At 42.0% G+C, this 19,851-nt stretch carries 17 protein-coding genes, 1 tRNA gene, 2 pseudogenes and 2 other annotated features; of the genes and pseudogenes, 17 read left to right on the top strand and 3 right to left on the bottom strand.

Annotated features, from left to right (window positions below):
- Window position 1: 1 nt before the first annotated feature.
- Window positions 2–508, bottom strand: coding sequence for a hypothetical protein (locus CLHUN_RS20590; RefSeq protein WP_080066572.1), 507 nt, complete (start codon window positions 506–508; stop codon window positions 2–4).
- Window positions 509–953: 445 nt separating this feature from the next.
- Here CLHUN_RS20590 and CLHUN_RS20585 point away from each other — a divergent pair, with 445 nt between their 5' ends.
- From CLHUN_RS20585 to CLHUN_RS20545, 9 genes are all read left to right on the top strand, one after another.
- Window positions 954–1,409 carry a hypothetical protein gene (locus CLHUN_RS20585; RefSeq protein WP_080066571.1) on the top strand — a complete coding sequence of 152 codons (456 nt, stop codon included), beginning with the start codon at window positions 954–956 and terminating at the stop codon, window positions 1,407–1,409.
- A gap of 15 nt (window positions 1,410–1,424) precedes the next feature.
- Window positions 1,425–2,756, top strand: a complete 1,332-nt coding sequence (locus tag CLHUN_RS20580) for an ABC transporter substrate-binding protein (protein WP_080066570.1) — start codon at window positions 1,425–1,427, stop codon at window positions 2,754–2,756.
- 55 nt (window positions 2,757–2,811) lie between these two features.
- Window positions 2,812–3,933, top strand: a complete 1,122-nt coding sequence (locus CLHUN_RS20575; RefSeq protein WP_207559194.1) for an ABC transporter substrate-binding protein — start codon at window positions 2,812–2,814, stop codon at window positions 3,931–3,933.
- A gap of 14 nt (window positions 3,934–3,947) precedes the next feature.
- Window positions 3,948–4,631 carry a GTP-binding protein gene (locus CLHUN_RS20570; RefSeq protein ID WP_080066569.1) on the top strand — a complete coding sequence of 228 codons (684 nt, stop codon included), beginning with the start codon at window positions 3,948–3,950 and terminating at the stop codon, window positions 4,629–4,631.
- A gap of 14 nt (window positions 4,632–4,645) precedes the next feature.
- Window positions 4,646–5,662, top strand: coding sequence for an ATP-binding cassette domain-containing protein (locus tag CLHUN_RS20565; RefSeq protein ID WP_080066584.1), 1,017 nt, complete (start codon window positions 4,646–4,648; stop codon window positions 5,660–5,662).
- A 119-nt stretch (window positions 5,663–5,781) separates the two neighbouring features.
- Window positions 5,782–6,032, top strand: a binding site (T-box leader).
- Between the two features lie 132 nt (window positions 6,033–6,164).
- Window positions 6,165–8,954 carry an isoleucine--tRNA ligase gene (ileS, locus tag CLHUN_RS20560; RefSeq protein WP_080066568.1) on the top strand — a complete coding sequence of 930 codons (2,790 nt, stop codon included), beginning with the start codon at window positions 6,165–6,167 and terminating at the stop codon, window positions 8,952–8,954.
- Between the two features lie 141 nt (window positions 8,955–9,095).
- The gene (gene aroB, locus CLHUN_RS20555) at window positions 9,096–10,175 is read left to right on the top strand and encodes a 3-dehydroquinate synthase (protein ID WP_080066567.1); all 1,080 of its coding nucleotides are present in this window, start codon (window positions 9,096–9,098) and stop codon (window positions 10,173–10,175) included.
- A gap of 156 nt (window positions 10,176–10,331) precedes the next feature.
- Window positions 10,332–10,634, top strand: a complete 303-nt coding sequence (locus tag CLHUN_RS20550) for a DUF5665 domain-containing protein (RefSeq protein ID WP_080066566.1) — start codon at window positions 10,332–10,334, stop codon at window positions 10,632–10,634.
- Between the two features lie 17 nt (window positions 10,635–10,651).
- On the top strand, window positions 10,652–11,284 hold the full coding sequence (locus CLHUN_RS20545; RefSeq protein ID WP_080066565.1) for a TraR/DksA C4-type zinc finger protein: 633 nt from the start codon (window positions 10,652–10,654) through the stop codon (window positions 11,282–11,284).
- A 53-nt stretch (window positions 11,285–11,337) separates the two neighbouring features.
- Here the strand turns inward: CLHUN_RS20545 and aspS are convergent, their stop codons facing one another.
- Window positions 11,338–13,086, bottom strand: a complete 1,749-nt coding sequence (gene aspS / locus CLHUN_RS20540; RefSeq protein WP_080066583.1) for an aspartate--tRNA ligase — start codon at window positions 13,084–13,086, stop codon at window positions 11,338–11,340.
- 74 nt (window positions 13,087–13,160) lie between these two features.
- Window positions 13,161–13,399, bottom strand: a binding site (T-box leader).
- 264 nt (window positions 13,400–13,663) lie between these two features.
- Between aspS and CLHUN_RS20535 the strand changes: the two genes are divergently transcribed.
- The 3 genes from CLHUN_RS20535 (at window position 13,664) to CLHUN_RS20525 (ending at window position 15,243) form a co-directional block, all read left to right on the top strand.
- On the top strand, window positions 13,664–14,479 hold the full coding sequence (locus tag CLHUN_RS20535) for a Cof-type HAD-IIB family hydrolase (RefSeq protein WP_080066564.1): 816 nt from the start codon (window positions 13,664–13,666) through the stop codon (window positions 14,477–14,479).
- 67 nt (window positions 14,480–14,546) lie between these two features.
- Complete coding sequence (locus CLHUN_RS20530; protein ID WP_080066563.1) at window positions 14,547–15,020, top strand: CBO0543 family protein; 474 nt, start codon at window positions 14,547–14,549, stop codon at window positions 15,018–15,020.
- Window positions 15,021–15,168: 148 nt separating this feature from the next.
- A tRNA-Thr gene (locus CLHUN_RS20525) sits at window positions 15,169–15,243 on the top strand.
- A 178-nt stretch (window positions 15,244–15,421) separates the two neighbouring features.
- On the opposite strand, the gene CLHUN_RS20520 is transcribed toward CLHUN_RS20525, so the two are convergent.
- Window positions 15,422–16,102: a DUF421 domain-containing protein gene (locus CLHUN_RS20520; RefSeq protein WP_080066562.1), complete on the bottom strand. Its 681-nt coding sequence runs from the start codon at window positions 16,100–16,102 to the stop codon at window positions 15,422–15,424.
- Between the two features lie 377 nt (window positions 16,103–16,479).
- On the opposite strand from CLHUN_RS20520, the gene CLHUN_RS20515 reads away from it, so the two are divergent.
- From CLHUN_RS20515 to rhuM, 5 genes and pseudogenes are all read left to right on the top strand, one after another.
- Window positions 16,480–16,665, top strand: a complete 186-nt coding sequence (locus CLHUN_RS20515; RefSeq protein ID WP_080066561.1) for a hypothetical protein — start codon at window positions 16,480–16,482, stop codon at window positions 16,663–16,665.
- Between the two features lie 14 nt (window positions 16,666–16,679).
- Window positions 16,680–16,931 (top strand): spore coat protein, encoded by a 252-nt coding sequence (locus CLHUN_RS20510; RefSeq protein WP_080066560.1) that lies wholly within the window; start codon window positions 16,680–16,682, stop codon window positions 16,929–16,931.
- Window positions 16,932–17,279: 348 nt separating this feature from the next.
- Window positions 17,280–18,851 carry a hypothetical protein gene (locus CLHUN_RS20505; RefSeq protein ID WP_080066559.1) on the top strand — a complete coding sequence of 524 codons (1,572 nt, stop codon included), beginning with the start codon at window positions 17,280–17,282 and terminating at the stop codon, window positions 18,849–18,851.
- Between the two features lie 112 nt (window positions 18,852–18,963).
- Window positions 18,964–19,098 (top strand): annotated as a pseudogene (locus CLHUN_RS22945) (hypothetical protein); the annotation flags it as partial.
- A gap of 194 nt (window positions 19,099–19,292) precedes the next feature.
- Window positions 19,293–19,670, top strand: a pseudogene (rhuM, locus tag CLHUN_RS20495) (RhuM family protein); the annotation flags it as partial.
- Window positions 19,671–19,851: the final 181 nt, after the last annotated feature.

Below are 19,851 nucleotides of genomic sequence, written 5' to 3'. Positions count from 1 at the left end.
TTTATTGATAAATTATGGGAGTATACCGTTTCCTTAAGAACAGGTTACCTTTATAATATTTTTTAAACAGGCCGTGTGTCAGGCCATAGTCTATTATAACCGGCTCGCCGTTAATAAGGCCCCAACTGGAGGCCCGCCTTAAATCGCCCGTACCCAGGTCGTTATCCTTAAGGTCCTGGCCAAGGCCGCTCACTTTTAACAGGGAATCCATATTATTGACTTTATAGAAGGAATAGACCGCTCTCATTTTCTTTATTCTTTTTGCGCGGGCCATGACCAGCAGCCTGAAATCTTCCGAAACATAGGTTATCTCCGCAAAAAAACGAGATGTACAGTTAATGTGGATTTGGTATTCGTTTTTATTTTGTTCAACTCCGCGGATATCCCTTGCAACTTTAACAACATAACCGTTATTCAGATTGTAGACCCTCCGGCAGGAACCAAATCCCATAAGGCGGTATTCTCCGCTTTTTATCCCCGCAATAATATTCTGATAATTGTAGTCCATGCTTCCATCCTGATTTTATTAGTCTTATTACAGGATATTCCCGTCTATAACAGGGTGTGTTAATTTCGGCTTGTATAATAATCCATCAAATTGTGCTTGATTAATTTATACAAACAGATAAAAACAAATATAAATACACGAAAACAAATACTCCGCATTTGGAATAGGTATTATTGTATAATAATGTTATGTATCAACCCCAAAAAGTTTGTTTATTTTGGATAGTAACAAATTGTTCATATAAAATTGACATAAATGCTTGATGTGCTATAATGATAACTAACATAACCAAACAAAACCAAACGATAGAAATCCATTCAAAGAGGAATTGGTATTTACAATTCTATCTGATTTTAAATTTTCACAATTTTATTTTTTTATTAGATTTCATTAAAGCTATTATCATGGCAGCTATGACAAATTTTACTGCAGGGAGGTTAGACGCTTGAAAAACGGAAAAATTGTTGTGGCAGTATTTGCAGCAGCTTTCCTTTTATTCATTTCAGGATGCGGCAGCAATTTATATGAGGTAAAGGATGCCAGGGAAGTACCACCGGCCAGTGCAACAAATCCGGAGGTGCAGTCGGAGGCAGCAGCTGCTGAAGACACGGCGGAAGAAGTTATACCGCCGATTCCTGTACCGGACAGGGAAAGGGTAGAAGAAAAGCTGACAGGGAAGTGGCTCTGCATTGATGAAGCAGGCAGATATGCCGCCATAGCCAAAAGCGGAAATACATATGTCTATGAGGACAATGAAGGCAAATACCCCGCAGTTTTTAAAGCAGGAGTTCTTGAGATAAAAGTATCAGAATCAGAAACTGCAAAAGCATATCTGGATGAGAACACCGGGAACCTGATACTTGAGTATCAGGAATCCATGTGGGAGTATTCAAGGGAATAAAATGGAGGAATTCATATGAAAGCAATAAAACATTCAGCTAAATCAATAGCCAAATCAATGGGAAGAGTATTAAATGTTCCGATTGTAATACTGGCTGCCATTGTACTGATTGCCACTGCTGCGGGATTTACAAATACTACTCCGGTAAAGCAGGTTAAACTGGACAAAACCCAGCTCAGCCTGCTTGTGGACAAGACCTATAATTTGAAAGCAACCATACTGCCTGCCAATGCAACAAATAGAAATGTAATTTATACTTCCGGCAACAATTCGGTGGCTTCAGTATCCAAGACAGGAGTCATCAAGGCTCTGAAGGCCGGAAAGACCACCATCACAGCCACAAGTGCCGCTAACAGGAAACTATCCGCAAAGTTGAGCCTGACAGTTACCGAACCGTCTACAAGAACCATTACGGATATGGCCGGAAGAAAGGTTGTTATACCGTACAATGTGAACAGGGTGTGTTCCAGCGGAACTGCACAGAATCAATTGATGCTGTTTTTAGGTGCAGGAAAGAAAATTGTTGCAACCCTGCCGGCGTTTAAGGCTAACCCATGGGTGCAGAAAGTCCTTCCGGATATAAAGGCTGTGCCCGCTCCATTTGAAGGCAAAGGGGTTAATATTGAGGAGCTCATAAAAGCAAAACCTGATGTTGTAACCCTGTGGAGCGGCACCGAAGAGATACAGAAGAAGCTTGATGAACTTAAAATCCCGTATGTCCTGATATTCTATTCTACAACCGATGAATTCAAAAAAGGCATATCTCTCATGGGGGAAGTCCTGGGTAAGAGTGAAAGTGAAAAAGCACAGCAGTTCATAAGATATTACGATGGAAACATAAAGACTGTAAGCGGAAGAACTTCAGGTATCCAGGCAGACAAAAGGAAAAGGGTGTATTACATGACAGACACTCCGCTCAGCACAGAAGGAAGTGATTCCATAGTCACATCCTGGATAAATATTGCAGGAGGAGTAAATATAGCAGCCAAGAACGGCATAAAGGACCTTGCAGCCACAGTGTCCATTGAGTCGGTCATTGAGTGGGATCCGGAAGTTATCATAATCAGAGATGCAAAAAATAAAGAATTGATAATGAAGGACGAGCTTTGGAAAAATATAACCGCAGTAAAAAATAGACAGGTATACGTAAACCCAAAAGGTGTGAATGTCTGGTCCGCCAGAAGCGCAGATGGTGCGCTACAGCCGCTCTGGGCCGGAAAAATCCTGAATCCGGGGCTGTTTAAGGATATTGATTTGGAGAGTGAGACAAAGAAATTTTATAAGACCTACTATAATTATTCTGTTACTGCTCAGGAACTGAAAGATATACTGTATCCTGAAAAGTAGCTGTGACAGCAGATTATTATAAAAAGCAGTGTCCGTTGGAGAAGGGGGGATAAAAATGCCCGCAGCACTTACCACATCTGAGACTATAAATTTACAGGCCGGTCCTGCATTCAGGGATAACCGCCTGTCATATGAATTTGGACCGGATGCTTCGGAACTTTGCACCGGTGACCTGAACGCCGGAGAATATGATTTCATGGGCAGCGTTCCTGTCCCGTTGAAATACACGGTAAAAGACGGTCTGGAATCGGTGCTGCGAAAGCACAGGCTGGAGGAAGGGAAAAGCTTGAAATGCTATTTTCCTATGGGAGGAGGCAGCGGAAATTATCCCTTCAGAAGTCTGCACCTGGCAGAGAATATTGAAGATTTTCCGAATATGCTTCTGTCCTCGGCCTTTGACAACATGTTCAGCAGAGATTTTTTCCGACGGTTTACAGACAGGGGCTGCTTTAAATCCTGCCAATTGGAAGCTGTCCCTGAAATTTACCGGCAAAGCGGCATTGTAGACCCACTTGGCAGTTTTACCGTTTTCAGTGTTGTTCCCATGGTCATGCTCATAGATTACAGGAAGCTTGGAAAACTGCCGGTTCCAAAGTGCTGGGAGCACCTTCTCAATCCGGTCTATAAGGACAATATTATAATCGGAGGGTGGAGAAAAGACCTGAACAGTCCCTATACCGAATCAAACTCATTTCTCTTTTTAAACCTGTATAAGGATTACGGGCTTGAGAGTATTGTCAGTATAGCTCATAACATAAAGGATTTGATACATTACGTGCATATGTCGAGAATAGCAGGAACCGACAGCAAATCAGGCGCAGCCATATACATTATGCCCTGGTTCCTGGCTGATATTTGTCCCAGGCGTGAGGATACGGAAATTGTGTGGCCCCTTGACGGGGCACTGGCCTTCCCGCTGTATTTGCTGGTAAAAAGGGACAAAATTCAAAAACTTGCGCCGCTGCTGGAGTTCTTGATGGGAAGTAAGATTGGACAATATCTTTCGGACAATAAGTACCCTCCTCTCAACCCGCAGGTAGAATACTGCTATCCCAGGGGGGCCTCTCTCAAGTGGGTGGGCTGGGACTACATACGGTCAAACGACACAGTGGAAATTCTGGATAACGCTTCAAAAAAATTTTTTGAAATCTGGCACAACAAAAAACAAACATTTTGAGAGGGGCTGGGAGCATGAAATTAATAACTGTTGCAGGTTCGCCTTCGGTGGGGAAAACCTCTGTAATTGTTAAGGCTGTTGAGCAATTAATAAATGAAGGCATAAGGATTGGTATTGTTAAGTTTGACTCGCTGTCATCCATGGACAATGAGATATACAAGAAGCTGGGTCTGCCTGTTCTCCTGGGACTTTCCGGAAACCTGTGCCCCGATCATTACTTTGTAAGCAATATTGAAGAGTGTTTCAACTGGGGAAAGGGCAACAAGCTGGATATGCTCATAACAGAAAGCGCCGGTTTGTGCAACCGATGTTCACCTTACATAAGAGATGTACTGGGCGTTTGTGTGGTTGACAATCTTGCAGGCGTCAATACTCCCAGGAAAATCGGACCCATGCTGAAACTGGCCGATGTTGTTGCAATTACCAAAGGGGATATAGTTTCACAAGCCGAAAGAGAGGTCTTTTCCTTTAATGTGGGCATTGCCAATCCAAATGCAGAAATAATCAATGTCAACGGAATAACGGGACAGGGAGCCGGTGAGCTGGCCTTTTATTTTAAAAAGGCAGGTGAGGTGTTAAGTGTTGAAGGGAAAAAGATCAGATTTACCATGCCCTCTGCAGTATGTCCCTACTGTGTGGGTGAGACCATTATAGACAGGGACTATCACAGGGGAAATGCCAGGAAGATAGTTATATGAGGAGTGATGCTGTTATGAGGAATAGTCTTGCAAATGCCAGTATAAAAGAGGTTGTTAATTATGACACCAGCGTAGCTGAATTTCTGTCTTCCCTCGGTGCCGGCGGACAACACGGCTCTATGGGCTTTAGGGAATTTCTTTCAGGGTTGGATCATGATTTTTTGAATGATGTTGGTATGGACAGGGAACAAATATGGAATTATGTCAATCAACTTATGTCCAGGGTGGATTCATTGAAAGCGCAGGGAAACAGTCGGTTAAGCACCTTGACAATAATTGGGGGAAGGGATAAAAAGGGGAACAGAGAAGATGTTGAGATAACGCTGAGAACAGGAGAAATCGTGTGTGTGGTAGGGCCCACCGGGTCGGGGAAAAGCAGGCTCCTGGCAGATATCGAATGCCTTGCCCAAGGTGATACTCCAACGGGCAGGTATGTGTTGACAGACAGTGAAAAACCACAATACAGACAGCGCTTTAACACCGATAAAAAGCTGGTAGCCCAGATATCCCAGAATATGAATTTTGTTGTAGACCTGACGGTCAATGAATTTGTATCCATGCATGCCAGGAGCAGAATGGCAGAAAATGTCGACGGGATTGTCAGCCGGATAATTTGCTGTGCCAACGAACTGACCGGAGAAAAGTTCGGGCCGGATACATCGGTGACTCAGCTCAGCGGAGGCCAGTCAAGGGCTTTGATGATAGCAGACACCGCCTTGCTGAGTTCATCCCCGGTAATTCTTATTGACGAGATTGAAAATGCAGGGGTTGACAGAAAAAAGGCCCTTGAACTCCTGGTGAAAAAGGAAAAAATCGTATTGATCTCTACTCATGACCCATTGCTGGCCTTCATGGGGAAAAGAAGGCTGGTTATTAAAAACGGCGGAATATCAGATATTATTGAATCCAGCCCCCGGGAGCAATATAACCTTTCCGTTTTGGAAAAGCTGGACTTCCGGTTGATGGATATCAGAAGAAGACTTAGAAGCGGTGAGAGGATCGAAGAAGCCCTGACCGTGACCTGGGATTGAAGCAGAAATTACAATAACCCTTGACGAATAATTTATGTTGATGTATTATATTCTATAACTTACAAAGTCGGTTTTTATGACTATGGACATAATTAACCGCTGGTGAATAGATTAATAATACAAATATGATGACTGGAAAGAGTAGAAAGCAATTGGCTTCTCAGAGAGTGGGCGCTTGGTGCGAGTCCGCAGGTTCAAGCTTTTGAAAATCATCCATGAGTTGCAGCCTGAATGAAACATAGGTAAGGTGTGCCGGTGATGAGCCGTTATAGAATGAAGTGATTATTGTCACGTTTTAGTTTTTGTGTCCGAATTATCATATGTGACAAAATAAATTGGGTGGTACCGCGAAAACAGCCTCGTCCCTTAAGAGTCAGCTTATATGACTTTTGGAACGGGGCTTATTTATTGGCGGAATCCGCTCTGCTTCTGTCTGGTACTAAGGCAGCGAACATGGTTAAGTCAACTATATAATCAACATTAAAATTATGGAGGTATTGTAATGTCGGAAGATTACGGAAAGACCTTGAACTTGCCGCAAACGGATTTTCCAATGAGGGCCGGTTTGCCGCAGAGAGAACCTGAATTTCTTCAAAAGTGGGAAGAGATGGATATTTACCATAAGCAGCTTGAAAAAACAAAGGAAAAACCTGCGTTCATACTGCATGACGGACCGCCATACGCAAATGGCGGCATACACCTGGGAACTTCTTTAAATAAAATATTGAAGGACATAGTTGTGAAATACCACAGTATGTCGGGCTACCATACGCCCTTTGTACCAGGCTGGGATACTCATGGACTTCCCATAGAGCAAAGGGCCATAAAGGAATTGGGACTGAAAAGACATGAGGTGGGCCCTGTAGTGTTCAGAGAAGCTTGCGAAGGCTTTGCCATGAAATACCTGGATATACAGAGAAATGCATTTAAGCGCCTTGGTGTAAGAGCAGACTGGGAAAACCCATATATTACGCTTAAGCCCGAGTTTGAAGCCAAGCAGGTAGAGGTTTTCGGAGAAATGTGCAAAAAAGGGCATATATACAAGGGACTTAAGCCGGTGTACTGGTGTCCGGATTGTGAAACAGCCCTGGCAGAGGCCGAAATTGAGTATGCTGACGATACTACCCTTTCAATCTATGTAAAATTTCAGGTAAGGGACGACAAGGGCGTCTTTGGCGGCGTAGCTGATAAAGAGAAGGTAAACTTTGTAATATGGACTACCACTACCTGGACACTGCCTGCAAATCTTGCGGTATGTCTGAATGAAGGTTTTGAATACTCCCTTGTAAAAGCCAACGGGGAATATTATGTATTTGCCACCGAACTTGTTGAAAATTCAATGAAGGCGGCAGGGATATCCGCATATGAAACTGTTGCCCGGTATCAGGGCAAGGAGCTGGAAGGGATATTGTGCAGGCATCCTTTCCTTGACAGGGATTCCGTGGTTATTTTAGGTGACCATGTAACTCTTGAAGCGGGTACCGGTTGTGTTCATACGGCTCCCGGACATGGTGCGGAGGACTTTATTGTCTGTCAGAAGTATAAGATTCCTACCGTAGTGCCGGTTGACAGCAAGGGCTACCTGACAAAGGAAGCAGGACCCTTTGCAGGACTGTACTATGCGAAGTCAAATGCGGCAATCATAGAGAGGCTTACTCAGGACGAAAGACTTCTGGCATCGGAAAAGATATCCCATCAGTATCCCCATTGCTGGAGGTGTAAGGAGCCTATCATTTTCAGAGCCACCGAACAGTGGTTTGCATCGATAGACAGCTTCAGAGAAGATGCTCTTGACGCTATAAAGACCGTTAAATGGGTGCCGGAGTGGGGCCAGGAAAGAATAACAAACATGGTCAGAGACAGGGGAGACTGGTGTATATCCAGACAAAGAATATGGGGTGTGCCTATTCCCATATTCTATTGCAGGGACTGCGGCAAGGAATTGATTACCGATGAAAGCATAAAGGCAGTTGCAGATATATTCAGACAAAAGGGTTCAAATGCCTGGTATGCAATGGACGCTTCAGAAATACTTCCAAAGGGCACTGTATGCTCCTGCGGACACGGGGAATTTACAAAAGAGACCGATATAATGGATGTATGGTTTGACAGCGGTTCCAGCCACGCAGCAGTACTTGAAACCAGAGACGAGCTTTCATCCCCGGCGGATTTGTACCTGGAGGGCAGCGACCAGCACCGCGGCTGGTTCCAGTCTTCGCTTCTGACATCTGTTGCAACCAGAGGAGGAGCTCCGTACAAAAAGGTTCTGACCCATGGTTATGTTATAGATGAAGAAAAGAGAAAGATGTCAAAATCACTGGGGAACGGCATAGACCCGGCAGATGTAATAAAGGAATATGGTGCCGACATATTAAGGCTCTGGGTTGCTTCCTCGGACTATACCACAGATATAAAGATTTCAAAGGATCTGTTGAAACAGTTGTCCGAAGTTTACAGAAAAATCAGAAATACTGCACGATACATTCTGGGTAATATCAACGGCTTCAATCCTGATACGGACAGTGTTGATTACAGTGAAATGAACGAGCTGGACAAATGGGCCCTTTACAAGATGACCAACCTCATAAAGAAGGTTAATGAGGCTTACAGCACATATGAATTCCATATGATGTTCCATGCAATTCACAATTTCTGTGTAGTTGACATGAGTAATTTCTATCTGGATATAATAAAAGACAGGCTGTACACCTCAAAGCCGGAATCAAAGGAGAGAAGAGCGGCTCAGACCGTCATGTACGAAATCCTGCAGTCACTGGTGAGAATGCTGACTCCTGTCCTTGCATTTACGACTGAGGAAATATGGCAGTTTATGCCCCATAGAGCAGGCGATGATGTGGAAAGTGTGCAGCTCAACAACTGGCCTGAAATAAATAAAAAATATATGGATGCAGCATTGGCGGAAAAATGGGATAAGATACTGGCTCTCCGTTCAGATGTATCCAAGGCTCTGGAAGTGGCCAGGGCAAACAAGACCATAGGGCACTCCCTGAACGCCAAGGTGACTATTTATGCAGACGGGGCCGACTACGACTTTGTAAAGAGCATTGAATCCGAGCTGGTAACCATATTCATTGTGTCTGCCGCCGATATCAAAAAGCTCCAGGAGGCTCCCGCCGGTATTCCAAACGGAGAAGAAATGACTGGAATCAAGGTGGAAGTGGAACAGGCGCCGGGTGAAAAATGTGAAAGATGCTGGATGTTCAGCGAATATGTGGGAAAAGATGAAAATCACCCGACTCTTTGCAGGAGATGTTCAGAAGTGGTTGAATAAGATACTGCTTGCAGGGCACGCAGATAGGAGGCAGCGTGAAAGATACATGTGGTAGGTCAAAGTGGATTTCACGCAGCGAAAGCCACTGCGTGTCTTTCATTACTATTTGTATACGCGCTATGCGCGTAGATGGGAGATAAAATGATCAGACATACTATCAACCTTAAGGAAAGAAGCTATCCTATTTGTATAACAACAAATTTTGACGAATTGGGAAAGACTGTTCTTTCATTAAGAACCGGTAAAAAAATACTGGTGGTCACTGATGAAAATGTTGACAGGTTTCATTCCGAGGAATGCATCAAAAGGTTGGAAGAAAGCGGATTTGAGGTTTTTAAGCACGTACTGGCACCGGGTGAGGAGTACAAGACCCTTGACGCCGTTTATGAAATATATAAAAAGCTGGTGGAATATAAACTGGATAGAAACAGTTCCCTGGTTGCTCTGGGCGGAGGTGTGGTCGGAGATATTTCCGGCTTTGCCGCTGCAACTTATATGAGAGGAATTCATTTCATACAGATTCCTACCACTATGCTTTCCCAGGCCGACAGCAGTGTAGGGGGAAAAACCGGAGTTGATTTTGACGGGCATAAGAATGCCATCGGAGCTTTTTATCAGCCCAGGCTGGTTTTCATGAATATCAACACAATAAAGACCCTGCCCAAGCGTGAAGTTTCGGCTGGGCTGGCCGAGGTAGTCAAGCATGGCCTGATTATGGATGCCGAGTATTGTGAATATCTCAGTGATAATGCCGGGAAAATATTTGCTTTTGATGAAAATGTTCTTCAATATCTGGCCAAGAGAAATGTTTCAATAAAGGGACAGGTAGTTGAGCAGGATGAAAAAGAGAATGATTTAAGAGCGGTTTTGAATCTGGGACATACAATCGGCCATGCTGTTGAGACAGCTATGGATTTTAAGCTTTTGCACGGTGAATGTGTTTCAATTGGTATAGTTGGCGCTTTCAGGCTTTCACACCGCATGGAAGTCCTTCCTGAATCCATTGTTGAACAGGTAAAAGCCTTGCTTGTGAAGCTGGAACTTCCTGTATCGCTTCCGGGCATGGATGTGGACAAGGTATTCCAGCAAATATTCTATGACAAGAAGGTAAAGGATAATAAGCTGAAATTTGTGCTTCCAAGAAGGATTGGCGAGGTATTTCAATATACTGTTGAGGATACGGAGCTGGTTAAAAAGGTTCTTGCGGATATTGCTAAATAAAGTAAATATATGCTTAAAATAACAACTGATTTCCAGTTGTTATTTTTTTTGCCTTTGAGTATAAATAGTCCAAAAGAATACAAACATAATATCAGTGACAAAGTCGAATTATTTGTCTGAAATGTCCCGGCGATTTTTGAAAGGAGTTTGATTCAGATGGCAAATAACAATCAGTTGATCAGCTTGTTAAATAAGAAGATAGATGACATGTCACTGAAAATGGAAAAGATGAAATTCGTTGATTATGTATATTTTCTGGAGCATCCCAGAAAGATGTTGTGGGCAAATTTTGTTGGGGGGCTGGCAAGAGGCTTTGGAATTGCAATAGGTTTTACATTATTAGGGGCTATTGCCATTTATATTTTAAATAAAATAGTTCAAATAAACCTTCCTTATATAGGGCAGTTTATAAGTGATGTTGTGGATATTGTCCAGAAAAGTCAGAGGAATGTCAGGTAGGAACGGAGGGAGAATACATGGATAGCAATAAATTATGGATACTTAAGGATAAGCTTATGGTTCAGGAAGAGAAAATATCGGAGGCAGTTAAGCTCATGCATAAAAATGGCGAGGCCGATATGAGTGAACACTATCCCGTGGAGCTGTCCCACTATGATAATCACCCGGCAGATATGGGAAGCGAGCTGTATTCGCTTGAAATGAACATGGCACTTAAGGTACACGAGCAGACTAAATTAAATGATATACAGCATGCCTTGAAAAAGTTTGAGAATGGCACCTATGGAAAATGCGAAAAGTGTAACGGGGAAATCGTTTTTGAGAGACTGGAGGCTATGCCCGCTGCAAAGCTTTGTTACTCCTGTGAGCTGGAAAATGAAGCCGGGGAGATAAACACTCCCGACCAGCAGTACGATGAGGTTTTTCAGGCTCCTTTCGGAAGAAAATATTTAAACAGGCAGGAGGACGACGAGTTTGAGGGTATGGATCAACTAAACGACCTGATAAAATACGGCTCCTCCGACTCGCCTCAGGACATGGGCGGATATGCTGACTTCGAGGAGTATTATACCAATGAAATTGACAATCAGGGCTATGTGGAGGAAGTTGAAAAGATTTCAAACCAGCAGTATAAGAATCAATTGCCGTAAAAATGCCCCACTGCTCCTCAGGGGTAAAATAGAAAGGTAGCGCAGAAAACCCGCTACCTTATTTTTATGTGTACTTCCCTGAGCTGTTTTTCAGATATTTCCGCAGGTGCTCCGCACATGAGATCCTGTGCGTTTCCATTCATTGGGAAGGGTATGACCTCACGGATGTTCTCTTCATTTCTCAGAAGCATTATCATCCGGTCAACACCTGGAGCCATACCCGCATGCGGAGGTGCTCCGAACTGGAATGCCTGATATAACGCTCCGAATTTTACCTGCAGGTCTTCCTCTGTATAACCGGCTATTTCAAAGGCCCTGACCATGACATCAAGATTGTGGTTTCTCACTGCGCCGGAGGAGAGCTCCACACCATTACATACGATATCATACTGGTATGCAAGTATATCCAGCGCATCTTTGGAGTTTAGCGCTTCCAATCCGCCCTGGGGCATGGAAAACGGGTTATGTGTGAAGTTTATCTTTTTTTCCTCGGTATCATATTCATACATGGGAAAGTCATTTACAAAACAGAAGCGGTATGAATTTTTTTCGCATATATCAAGACGCAAACCAAGCTCGGTGCGAATCTGGCCTGCTAAAACGGCAGCACGCTCTTCCTTGTCGGCAATAAAAAAGATTGTGTCACCTGGTTCAAGGCCTGCAATTTCTGCTATGTCCTTCTTCATATTATCAGGAATAAACTTGTCAATAGGTCCCTTGTAGGTCATGTCTTCATTTACCTCAAGATAACCAAGCCCGCCCATTCCGATAGACGTAGCGAATTGCAGCAATTTTTCGTGAAACCCCTTTGACATCTCGGCGTGAACTTTTATGGCGCGGACGGTTTTTGCATGAAAGGGCTTGAAGGTGCAACCCTGGAAAAACTCCGTAACATCCACGATTCTCAGCGGATTGCGCAGGTCGGGCTTATCTGTTCCAAACTCAAGCATGGACTGCTTGTAGCTGATTACAGGATATGGAGCCTCGGTCACAGAATAGCCTTCCGGGGCAAACTTTTTGAAGGTGTCGGTGAGTACCTCCTCACCCGCACGGAAAACATCCTCCTGTGTGGCAAAGCTCATTTCAAAATCCAACTGGTAGAATTCCCCTGGTGAACGGTCTGCACGGGCATCCTCGTCACGGAAGCAGGGAGCTATCTGAAAATACCTGTCAAAACCCGAAACCATAAGAAGCTGCTTATATTGCTGAGGAGCCTGGGGGAGAGCGTAGAATTTTCCTTTGTATTTACGGGAGGGAACAATGTAGTCCCTTGCGCCTTCAGGAGACGAAGCGCACAGAATGGGAGTCTGAATCTCCAGAAAGCCCATATCGGTCATTTTCTGTCTCAGGAAGCTGATAACCTCCGAACGGAATATGATATTGTCTTTAACCTTCTTGTTCCTTAAGTCGAGATAACGGTACTTAAGACGCAAATCCTCACGGGTTTCCTTGGAGGTCATTACTTCAAAGGGGAGCTGCTTATACACCTTGCCCAGCAAATTCACAGAATGGGCTTCCATTTCGATGGTTCCAGTGGGAATCTTGGGGTTGTATGTTTCCTGGTCGCGGAGCTCGATTACCCCTTCAACGGAAATACAGTCTTCCTTGCTGATGCCTTCCAAAAGGCTTGTGTCGCGCATGACAACCTGCATGACACCATGCATATCACGGAGGTCAATAAATGATACGCCGCCGTGGTCACGGATATTCTCCACCCATCCGGCAATCTTAAGCTTGTTGCCCACATCACCTTCGCTGATATCATTTAAGAGCCTGTTTCGGTAAATGTTTGATATGTTCATAAGTGTTCTGTTCTCCTTTATGGATAATTTAAACTGATATTTGAGCATAAAAAAATGCCCATCCAAACTAAAAAGTCCAGGACGAACACGTAATGTCCGCGGTACCACCTGAATTACTGACTAACAGTCACTCAACGGTTTAAAAACCCATCTGTTTAACGCACAAGCCTGCGGCGCACCTACTGATCATAAATGATGTTCAGATTGCGGCTGATAAAGTGTTATTCACACAAATTCACTTTATGGAGTTCTCACTGGCCTCCATTCACTGGAAACGATAATTTGCGCTACTTCTCTTTGTCGTTGCCTTTATAAAAAGATTTATATGCAATTATGCAGTCATTTCATGTATGCCGGGTCAGACAGCTATCCGTAAAATACCATACCCCAAACATATCATTTTTTCGATATTTTAGCACACTAAATTAAAATAAGCAAGTAAAATATTGCTTTTGGTCTGTTGCCAAAGTATGGAATGCCGGTTTATAAAAATTGCAGTACTTAAGGAAATTCTGATATAATATTTTTAACACTTTTTATATTATATATGAGTAATCACGCAAAAAATGAGGTACATATGAGCAAATATAACAACTATTTGATTATCAGCGACCTGGATGGCACTTTAATCAATTCGCAGCATACAATTTCCGAGAAAAATCTGGCTGCCATAGAAGCTTTTACAGCTAACGGCGGGCGATTTGCAGTAGCTACAGGCAGATCAATACAAAATATAAGGCCGTTTATCAAGAATCTCAGGCTTAACGGGCCATGTATCTTATATAATGGGGCAGCGGTTTATGATTTCAAGGGTGAAAGAATTCTGAAGGCGGAATTCTTGAAAAAGGAAATTTTGGTGGATTACATAAATTATTGTCTTGCTACGTATCACAATATGGTAGTCGAAATATTTACACCTGAAGGAATGTTCATAATATCCCCCGAAAAAAATACAGATGCATATGTTGTCAAGGAAAAGCAGCCTTTTACAAGGTCTGAGCTTAAGGAGGTGTTGAAGCTGGACTGGTTGAAATTAATGCTGTATGACAAGCACCACACACTTGCTGAGGCTAGGCAGGCCTTTATGAAATTTGGGCTGGAAGCTGATTTTGATGACGTATTTTCCCACGAATTTTATTTTGAAGTGCTTAAAAAAGGCATCTCAAAGGGTTCTGCGCTGCAAAGCCTGAGAAGTATGGAACCTTTCAGAAATAAGACAATACTGGCGGTGGGCGACTATGACAATGACATTGAAATGGTGAGCCTTGCGGATGTGGGCATAGCCGTTGAAAATGCCAGGGAGGGTGTAAAAGCTGTTGCCAAGCGAATCACTGTCAGCAATGACCGGGATGCAATGCATGAAATTATTTGTAATATATTGCCTGAGTTATAAGGTAGTGGAAATTTTATATCAGGGTAAACTAACCTGTGAATAAGCATTTATCTCAGGGAGGTGTACAATGGCTGTTATTTTATATTGGGGCCTTTTGATTTTGTGCCTGGGCACGCTGGTAGGTTTGCTGCTGTTGAAAAAACTTTCAATTGTTGACTTCCTGGTGTGGCTGCTTGCTGTTGCGCTGGGTTCGCTGACAGACGGCCTCATGTCGGACATTCTGGGCTTGTACGACTATATTACCGATATCCATTGGCTCAGCAATACTTATCAGTTGCCCTACACTTTTATTGCGTACCCCGCGGTGGGAATAGTGTACGGGAAGCTTATACCAAGGCGGGGAGGCGTATTCAAGTATTGTATGTATGTCCTGTCCTGGGTGGTTTTGTTTGATCTTGTTGAAATGTTGATTGTAAAACCTGCGGGCTTGATTCTATATCATGGGTGGAAAATAATTCCCTGTTCAACTCCCACCTATGCAATCACTTTTGTATCCATACTGTTCCTTTACCGCCATATGAGGAGACTTATAAGCAGGTAAGCTGTTTTAAACAATTTTTTAGTTCAGGTTTGGATTGAATTGCAGAAGGAATAGTGCTAAAATTATCCTTGCAGGTGTAAAAAGGTAAGTAAATGCAGCGTGCAGTTGCAAAATCCGGTCGTATGCATGCAGGTTGCCTTTTATATAAGCTGGTGTGGCTCAAAGGCAGAGCAGCGGTATCGTAAACCGCAGGTTGGAGGTTCGATTCCTCTCACCAGCTCCAGAATGAACGACGGTTGATGATTTGAACATTTTTTCTGGAATGTCCAAATATCAACCGTTGTTTTTTATGCCTAAGCCCTTTATGTATGCGGTTTTGAATGCTTTTGGTTTTGGAGCTTGGTTTCATTGATAATTCAAAACCTGTTTGTCATAAAGCAAGTGTTTATAGGTATCTGGAGTTACTTTTTTTGAATAAATAACGTATCGCCCTCAGATAATTCTGCATAAAACACCTGTTTTATAGATGTAATGCCTTGCTTAGACAGTTCTTGTGTAAGCCATTCCTCCGTTTTCCCAAACTCCAAAAGATTTTTTGTTATCAGGTTTCCGTCTGTAATCAACTCTCCTGGCAAATAAGATGGGTTTTGTGGCTGAAAGCCCATATTCTCCATTAATACCGGCTGTTTAGCGGCTTTCTTAACAATACTTAACTCACCATGAGGTTCTAGGATAGCATACCAAACATCCCGGACAGTGAATACATCCTTTTCACGCAACAGCATAGTTAAGTCGTCCATGTTTAGTCTCATCTTACGTAACTCTTTGACTTGAATTTCACCACGTTTGATTACAATGGTAGGTTCACTATCCAGCACGACGCGCATAAATGGGATTTTTAATGCAACATATTCCACTACGAAACTGAAAACACCCCAAAGTATCACGCCTAAGACCTCTTCCATAAACTCGACGCCGCCATGAATGACCATCTCACCGATCATGCTGCCGAGTGTGATCCCGGTGATATATGTGAAGATGGTCATCTGGCTGAGCTGCTTTTTGCCTGTGGCGCGTGTAAATAACAATAGGATTACAAAACCAATGGATGTTCTGATGGCTGAGTATAAAAGTTCGTTCAAAATAAATCACCTCTTAATGGTAATTATGTCCGAAACAATACAGTTTTATTTTCGTTTACAACTTATTTTTGAACGACTGTTGATGATTTGAATATTTCTTCTGGAATGTCCAAATATCAGCCGTTTTACTTTGTGCTGAATCCGTTTTTGAATAAGCAAAGAAAATCGTGTGGGTTCCTATCAGTTGCTCTCATGCCCTGAATAAACTGATGTAAATACTGTCTTGAGGCCAATCAGTGGAAAAGTTTGAAATGGAGCAGGCTGCGCTGGCGGATATTGTAGGTGTTTTACTTTTACTAGCTGTGAATATTCTATTCACATTCTGGAATACTAAACTGGAATACTGAACAAGAATATATTTGAAAGGAGTTTTTTTGATGTCACAATTAAACCAAGTTGAATTGCAGAACTTGCGCCATCTGATTGGCGCTCATGAAACCGCTTGCCAAAAATTGCAGGCTTATGCCGAGCAAGCAACCGATCCTGAAATTAAGCAGTTTTTTAAGGATGGTGCACAGGGGGCGATGAAAACTAAACAACAGTTGTTAGGCTTTTTAAGCTAAGGGAGGAATAAACAATGATACAGGAGAAAATAATGGTAAATGATGTTCTTTCCTCTGTAAAGAGCAGTCTGACATTCTATGCCAATACCATTTCCGAATGTGCGAACCCCACGTTGCGTTCTGCCATTCAACAGATCCGTAATAACGACGAAGTATCGCAGTATAAGCTGTTCCAGATTGCACAGGCAAAAGGATATTATAAGCCCGCCCTCATGGCTAAGGATGACGAAATACAGCAGACTAAGTCTCAGCTCACTGGACAGTAATAAAGAAGAGCTCTAACCGGGTTCGGTTTAAATGACGGTTGATGATTTGAACATTTTTTCTGGAATGTCCAAATATTAATCGTCGTTTTTATGCCCTAAATCCAACAGTCTGTTACGTACGAATAACGAAATATAAAGGTGCTTATAGAACGACTGTTCAATTGTTCTACAAAGCACTTTTTTTGATTTTTCGATATTTTTTACCAGTATTTGACTTTATTTATATAAAATGCTATAATAATGTGCAAAATATTTTAATAAAAGAATTTTACAAAGTTTTCAAAGTGTCATTTTCTTAAAGTCCAATTGTACAGTATGCAAAGCACTATATTGATGAGGTGATTTGAAATGTTATTAGATATTAAACCGTTACATATTGATGGTTTGAACTGTAGGGAGGATATATTTTTTTCGGTGGCTGCTCACTACAGGGAAGAATATCGGCTGGCGTTTTCGGAGGCTTTCAACTTTGAATACCTGCCTGCAGCGTCCGGACAAACTGAATCGATGGCCCATCGTATTGGCACTGGTGATAACAAGCAGGATTTACTGGAAACGTATTATAGATTTAAGATTTTAACAGTAAAGGCAGATACTGTTGGGGAAGTTATCAGTACAATAAAGGAACAGCTTCAGCTTGGATATCCTACGGCTATTTCCATTAATACTTACTGGTGTCCCTGGCATCGGAACTACCAAAGGGTAAATTTGGGACATACCTGTCTTGCAATAGATATTGACACAGACAACAATATTACCTGCATTGATCCTGTTGAAGGAAACGGCCATGCTATCATGCCTTATGAGGACTTTAAAAATGGCTTCGCTTATTACTCAACCTTCCATTTTCAAGATTTACCGCAAAGCTTTGACTATAAAACTATTTTATCTGATTCAGTAGAAAAAATCGGCCAATCAAATATCTTTAATAATATGGAGAGTTTTATAGACGATTATACTGCACGGTTTAGCTTTGAAGAAGAGTTCAAAACAGGCAAGCCCGACGTTTGGGGATCGTTATTCTATAGAAATCTTATATATATATCAGGCTCCAGACTTCTTTACTCTCAATTTATTAATTATGTAAATAAGTATTTAAAGAACCCAAAGCTTAATCAAATTGAAAAGGACCTTCTGAATGTATACAGTAAGTGGAGAGTTGCAATAAGCTGGCTTTTGAAAGGGTTATATGCAGGTTATTCTCCCAGTATTCACGATAAAACCCTAAAAACTTTCAAGGATATACTAAAAGAGGAAAGAAGCCTTTTCGGAAATCTTAAGGAAGCCATAGGCGGCAATATTTTATTAAGCCAGGAGGATGAAAATATTGAGAATCCTGATTTAGAAATTTTAAGTGAGGCTACGGAATATACATACGTCGACTTAAAAAATTTCTGTAATAATATTGCTTTTCATAGTATTTGTTCAAGGGACGGCGCTGCTGACTATACCGGAACCGGACATTATTTCTTATCTCAGGAGGCACCCAGTGAACAAATTATTTCATTGGATAAAATGCATTTCAGGTTTCCAGGTATACGGGATAACGCTTATGATAATGTATCCTGTAATAATCAGATTATACCTGTACCTCCGGGCCGATATAAAGGTATTTTGTTTTTGGGTTCCAGCGAATGGGGCAGTTTTATTGAGCAGCTTAAGTTGAACTTTAATGATGGAAAGGAAGAAGCCCTCCAGATAAACTTCAGTGACTGGGCCTCCCAAAAACCCATATATGATGATAAATTTATATGGAGAGGCAAAGTTTATAATAAAAATGAAGGCAGTCTTTATCTTGGAGAATATGGGCTTTTGGCATTACTACGACCAATACCGGGAGACAAAACCTTAGAAAGTATAACTTTGCCGGAGTGTTCTAATGTGCATATTTTTGCCATGACACTTTGCAGTCAGCGATAAAATAAATCTATTGGAAGCCATATTCTATCCTAATGGAAGATAAGAATAAATTAAAAACCTGAAAGGTATTTTATGCTTAAAAAGGTGAAAATGCAAGCGGGAACTCAATACACGCATTCTTAATGAACTCAGACAGAAAATTGTTGTATGTGGAAAAACGGACAATCCTGACGGCAGCAAAAGCCAGTGGGTGGATATCCATAATAAATTCATCGGGTATGTGGAGATGAAAGAGCTTGCGGGATAGAATAACGGATTGCGAGCGGAGGAATATTTCGGTAATTTTGATTAATGGATTTTTTAGTACAGATAAAAGGCATACATAGATGATGGGAATAGTAACTCAACAGGCAAGGAGGCCAGATAAATGAATTCCAAAGACGAAAATAAAATCATTTTATATCAAGATGACAATGGAATAACAAATGTTTCGCAAAAAATTTTCTCTCTGAAATCGAACTGCAGCGTTTGAATTTGCTTGTGTCACAATTTTTGGATTTTGCAGAGTTCCAAGTCTTGGAACAGAATCCTATGAGCATGAACGATTGGATTGAGGCACTGGACAGTCAAATACTTGCACTGAAGCGGAGAGTCCTGGCTGGAAGCGGCTCAATATCACATAAACAGGCAATTACAAAAGCAGAAAAAGAGTTTGAAATTTATCGCTCCAGAGAAATGAAACAGCTTGAAAGTGATTTTGACAGGGCTATTAAAGAACTTATGAAAAAAAAGATGATAGTAGCCGCAAGTAAGGTGATAATTTATACTACCTTACGAATAACCATTGGTAGAGAGTTCAACTCTCGCTACCAGCTCTAATGAAAGTTTTTCAGAAGCAGGTCTGTTCTGAAAGGTTTTTTCATTTATTATGCTTTTGTATTTACGTCTTATCTCCCGGGCATCTTAACAGGCCCACTCTGACAATATGATCGGGTTTTCTGAAAAATCCCAAGAAAAACATTTCATTTATTATAAAAATAATGTAATATATCTATATACG

This window comes from Ruminiclostridium hungatei (assembly GCF_002051585.1).
Taxonomy (GTDB): domain Bacteria; phylum Bacillota; class Clostridia; order Acetivibrionales; family DSM-1351; genus Ruminiclostridium; species Ruminiclostridium hungatei.
Note: the sequence above shows the minus strand (reverse complement) of the source record. Positions and strands in the feature narration are given on the sequence as shown.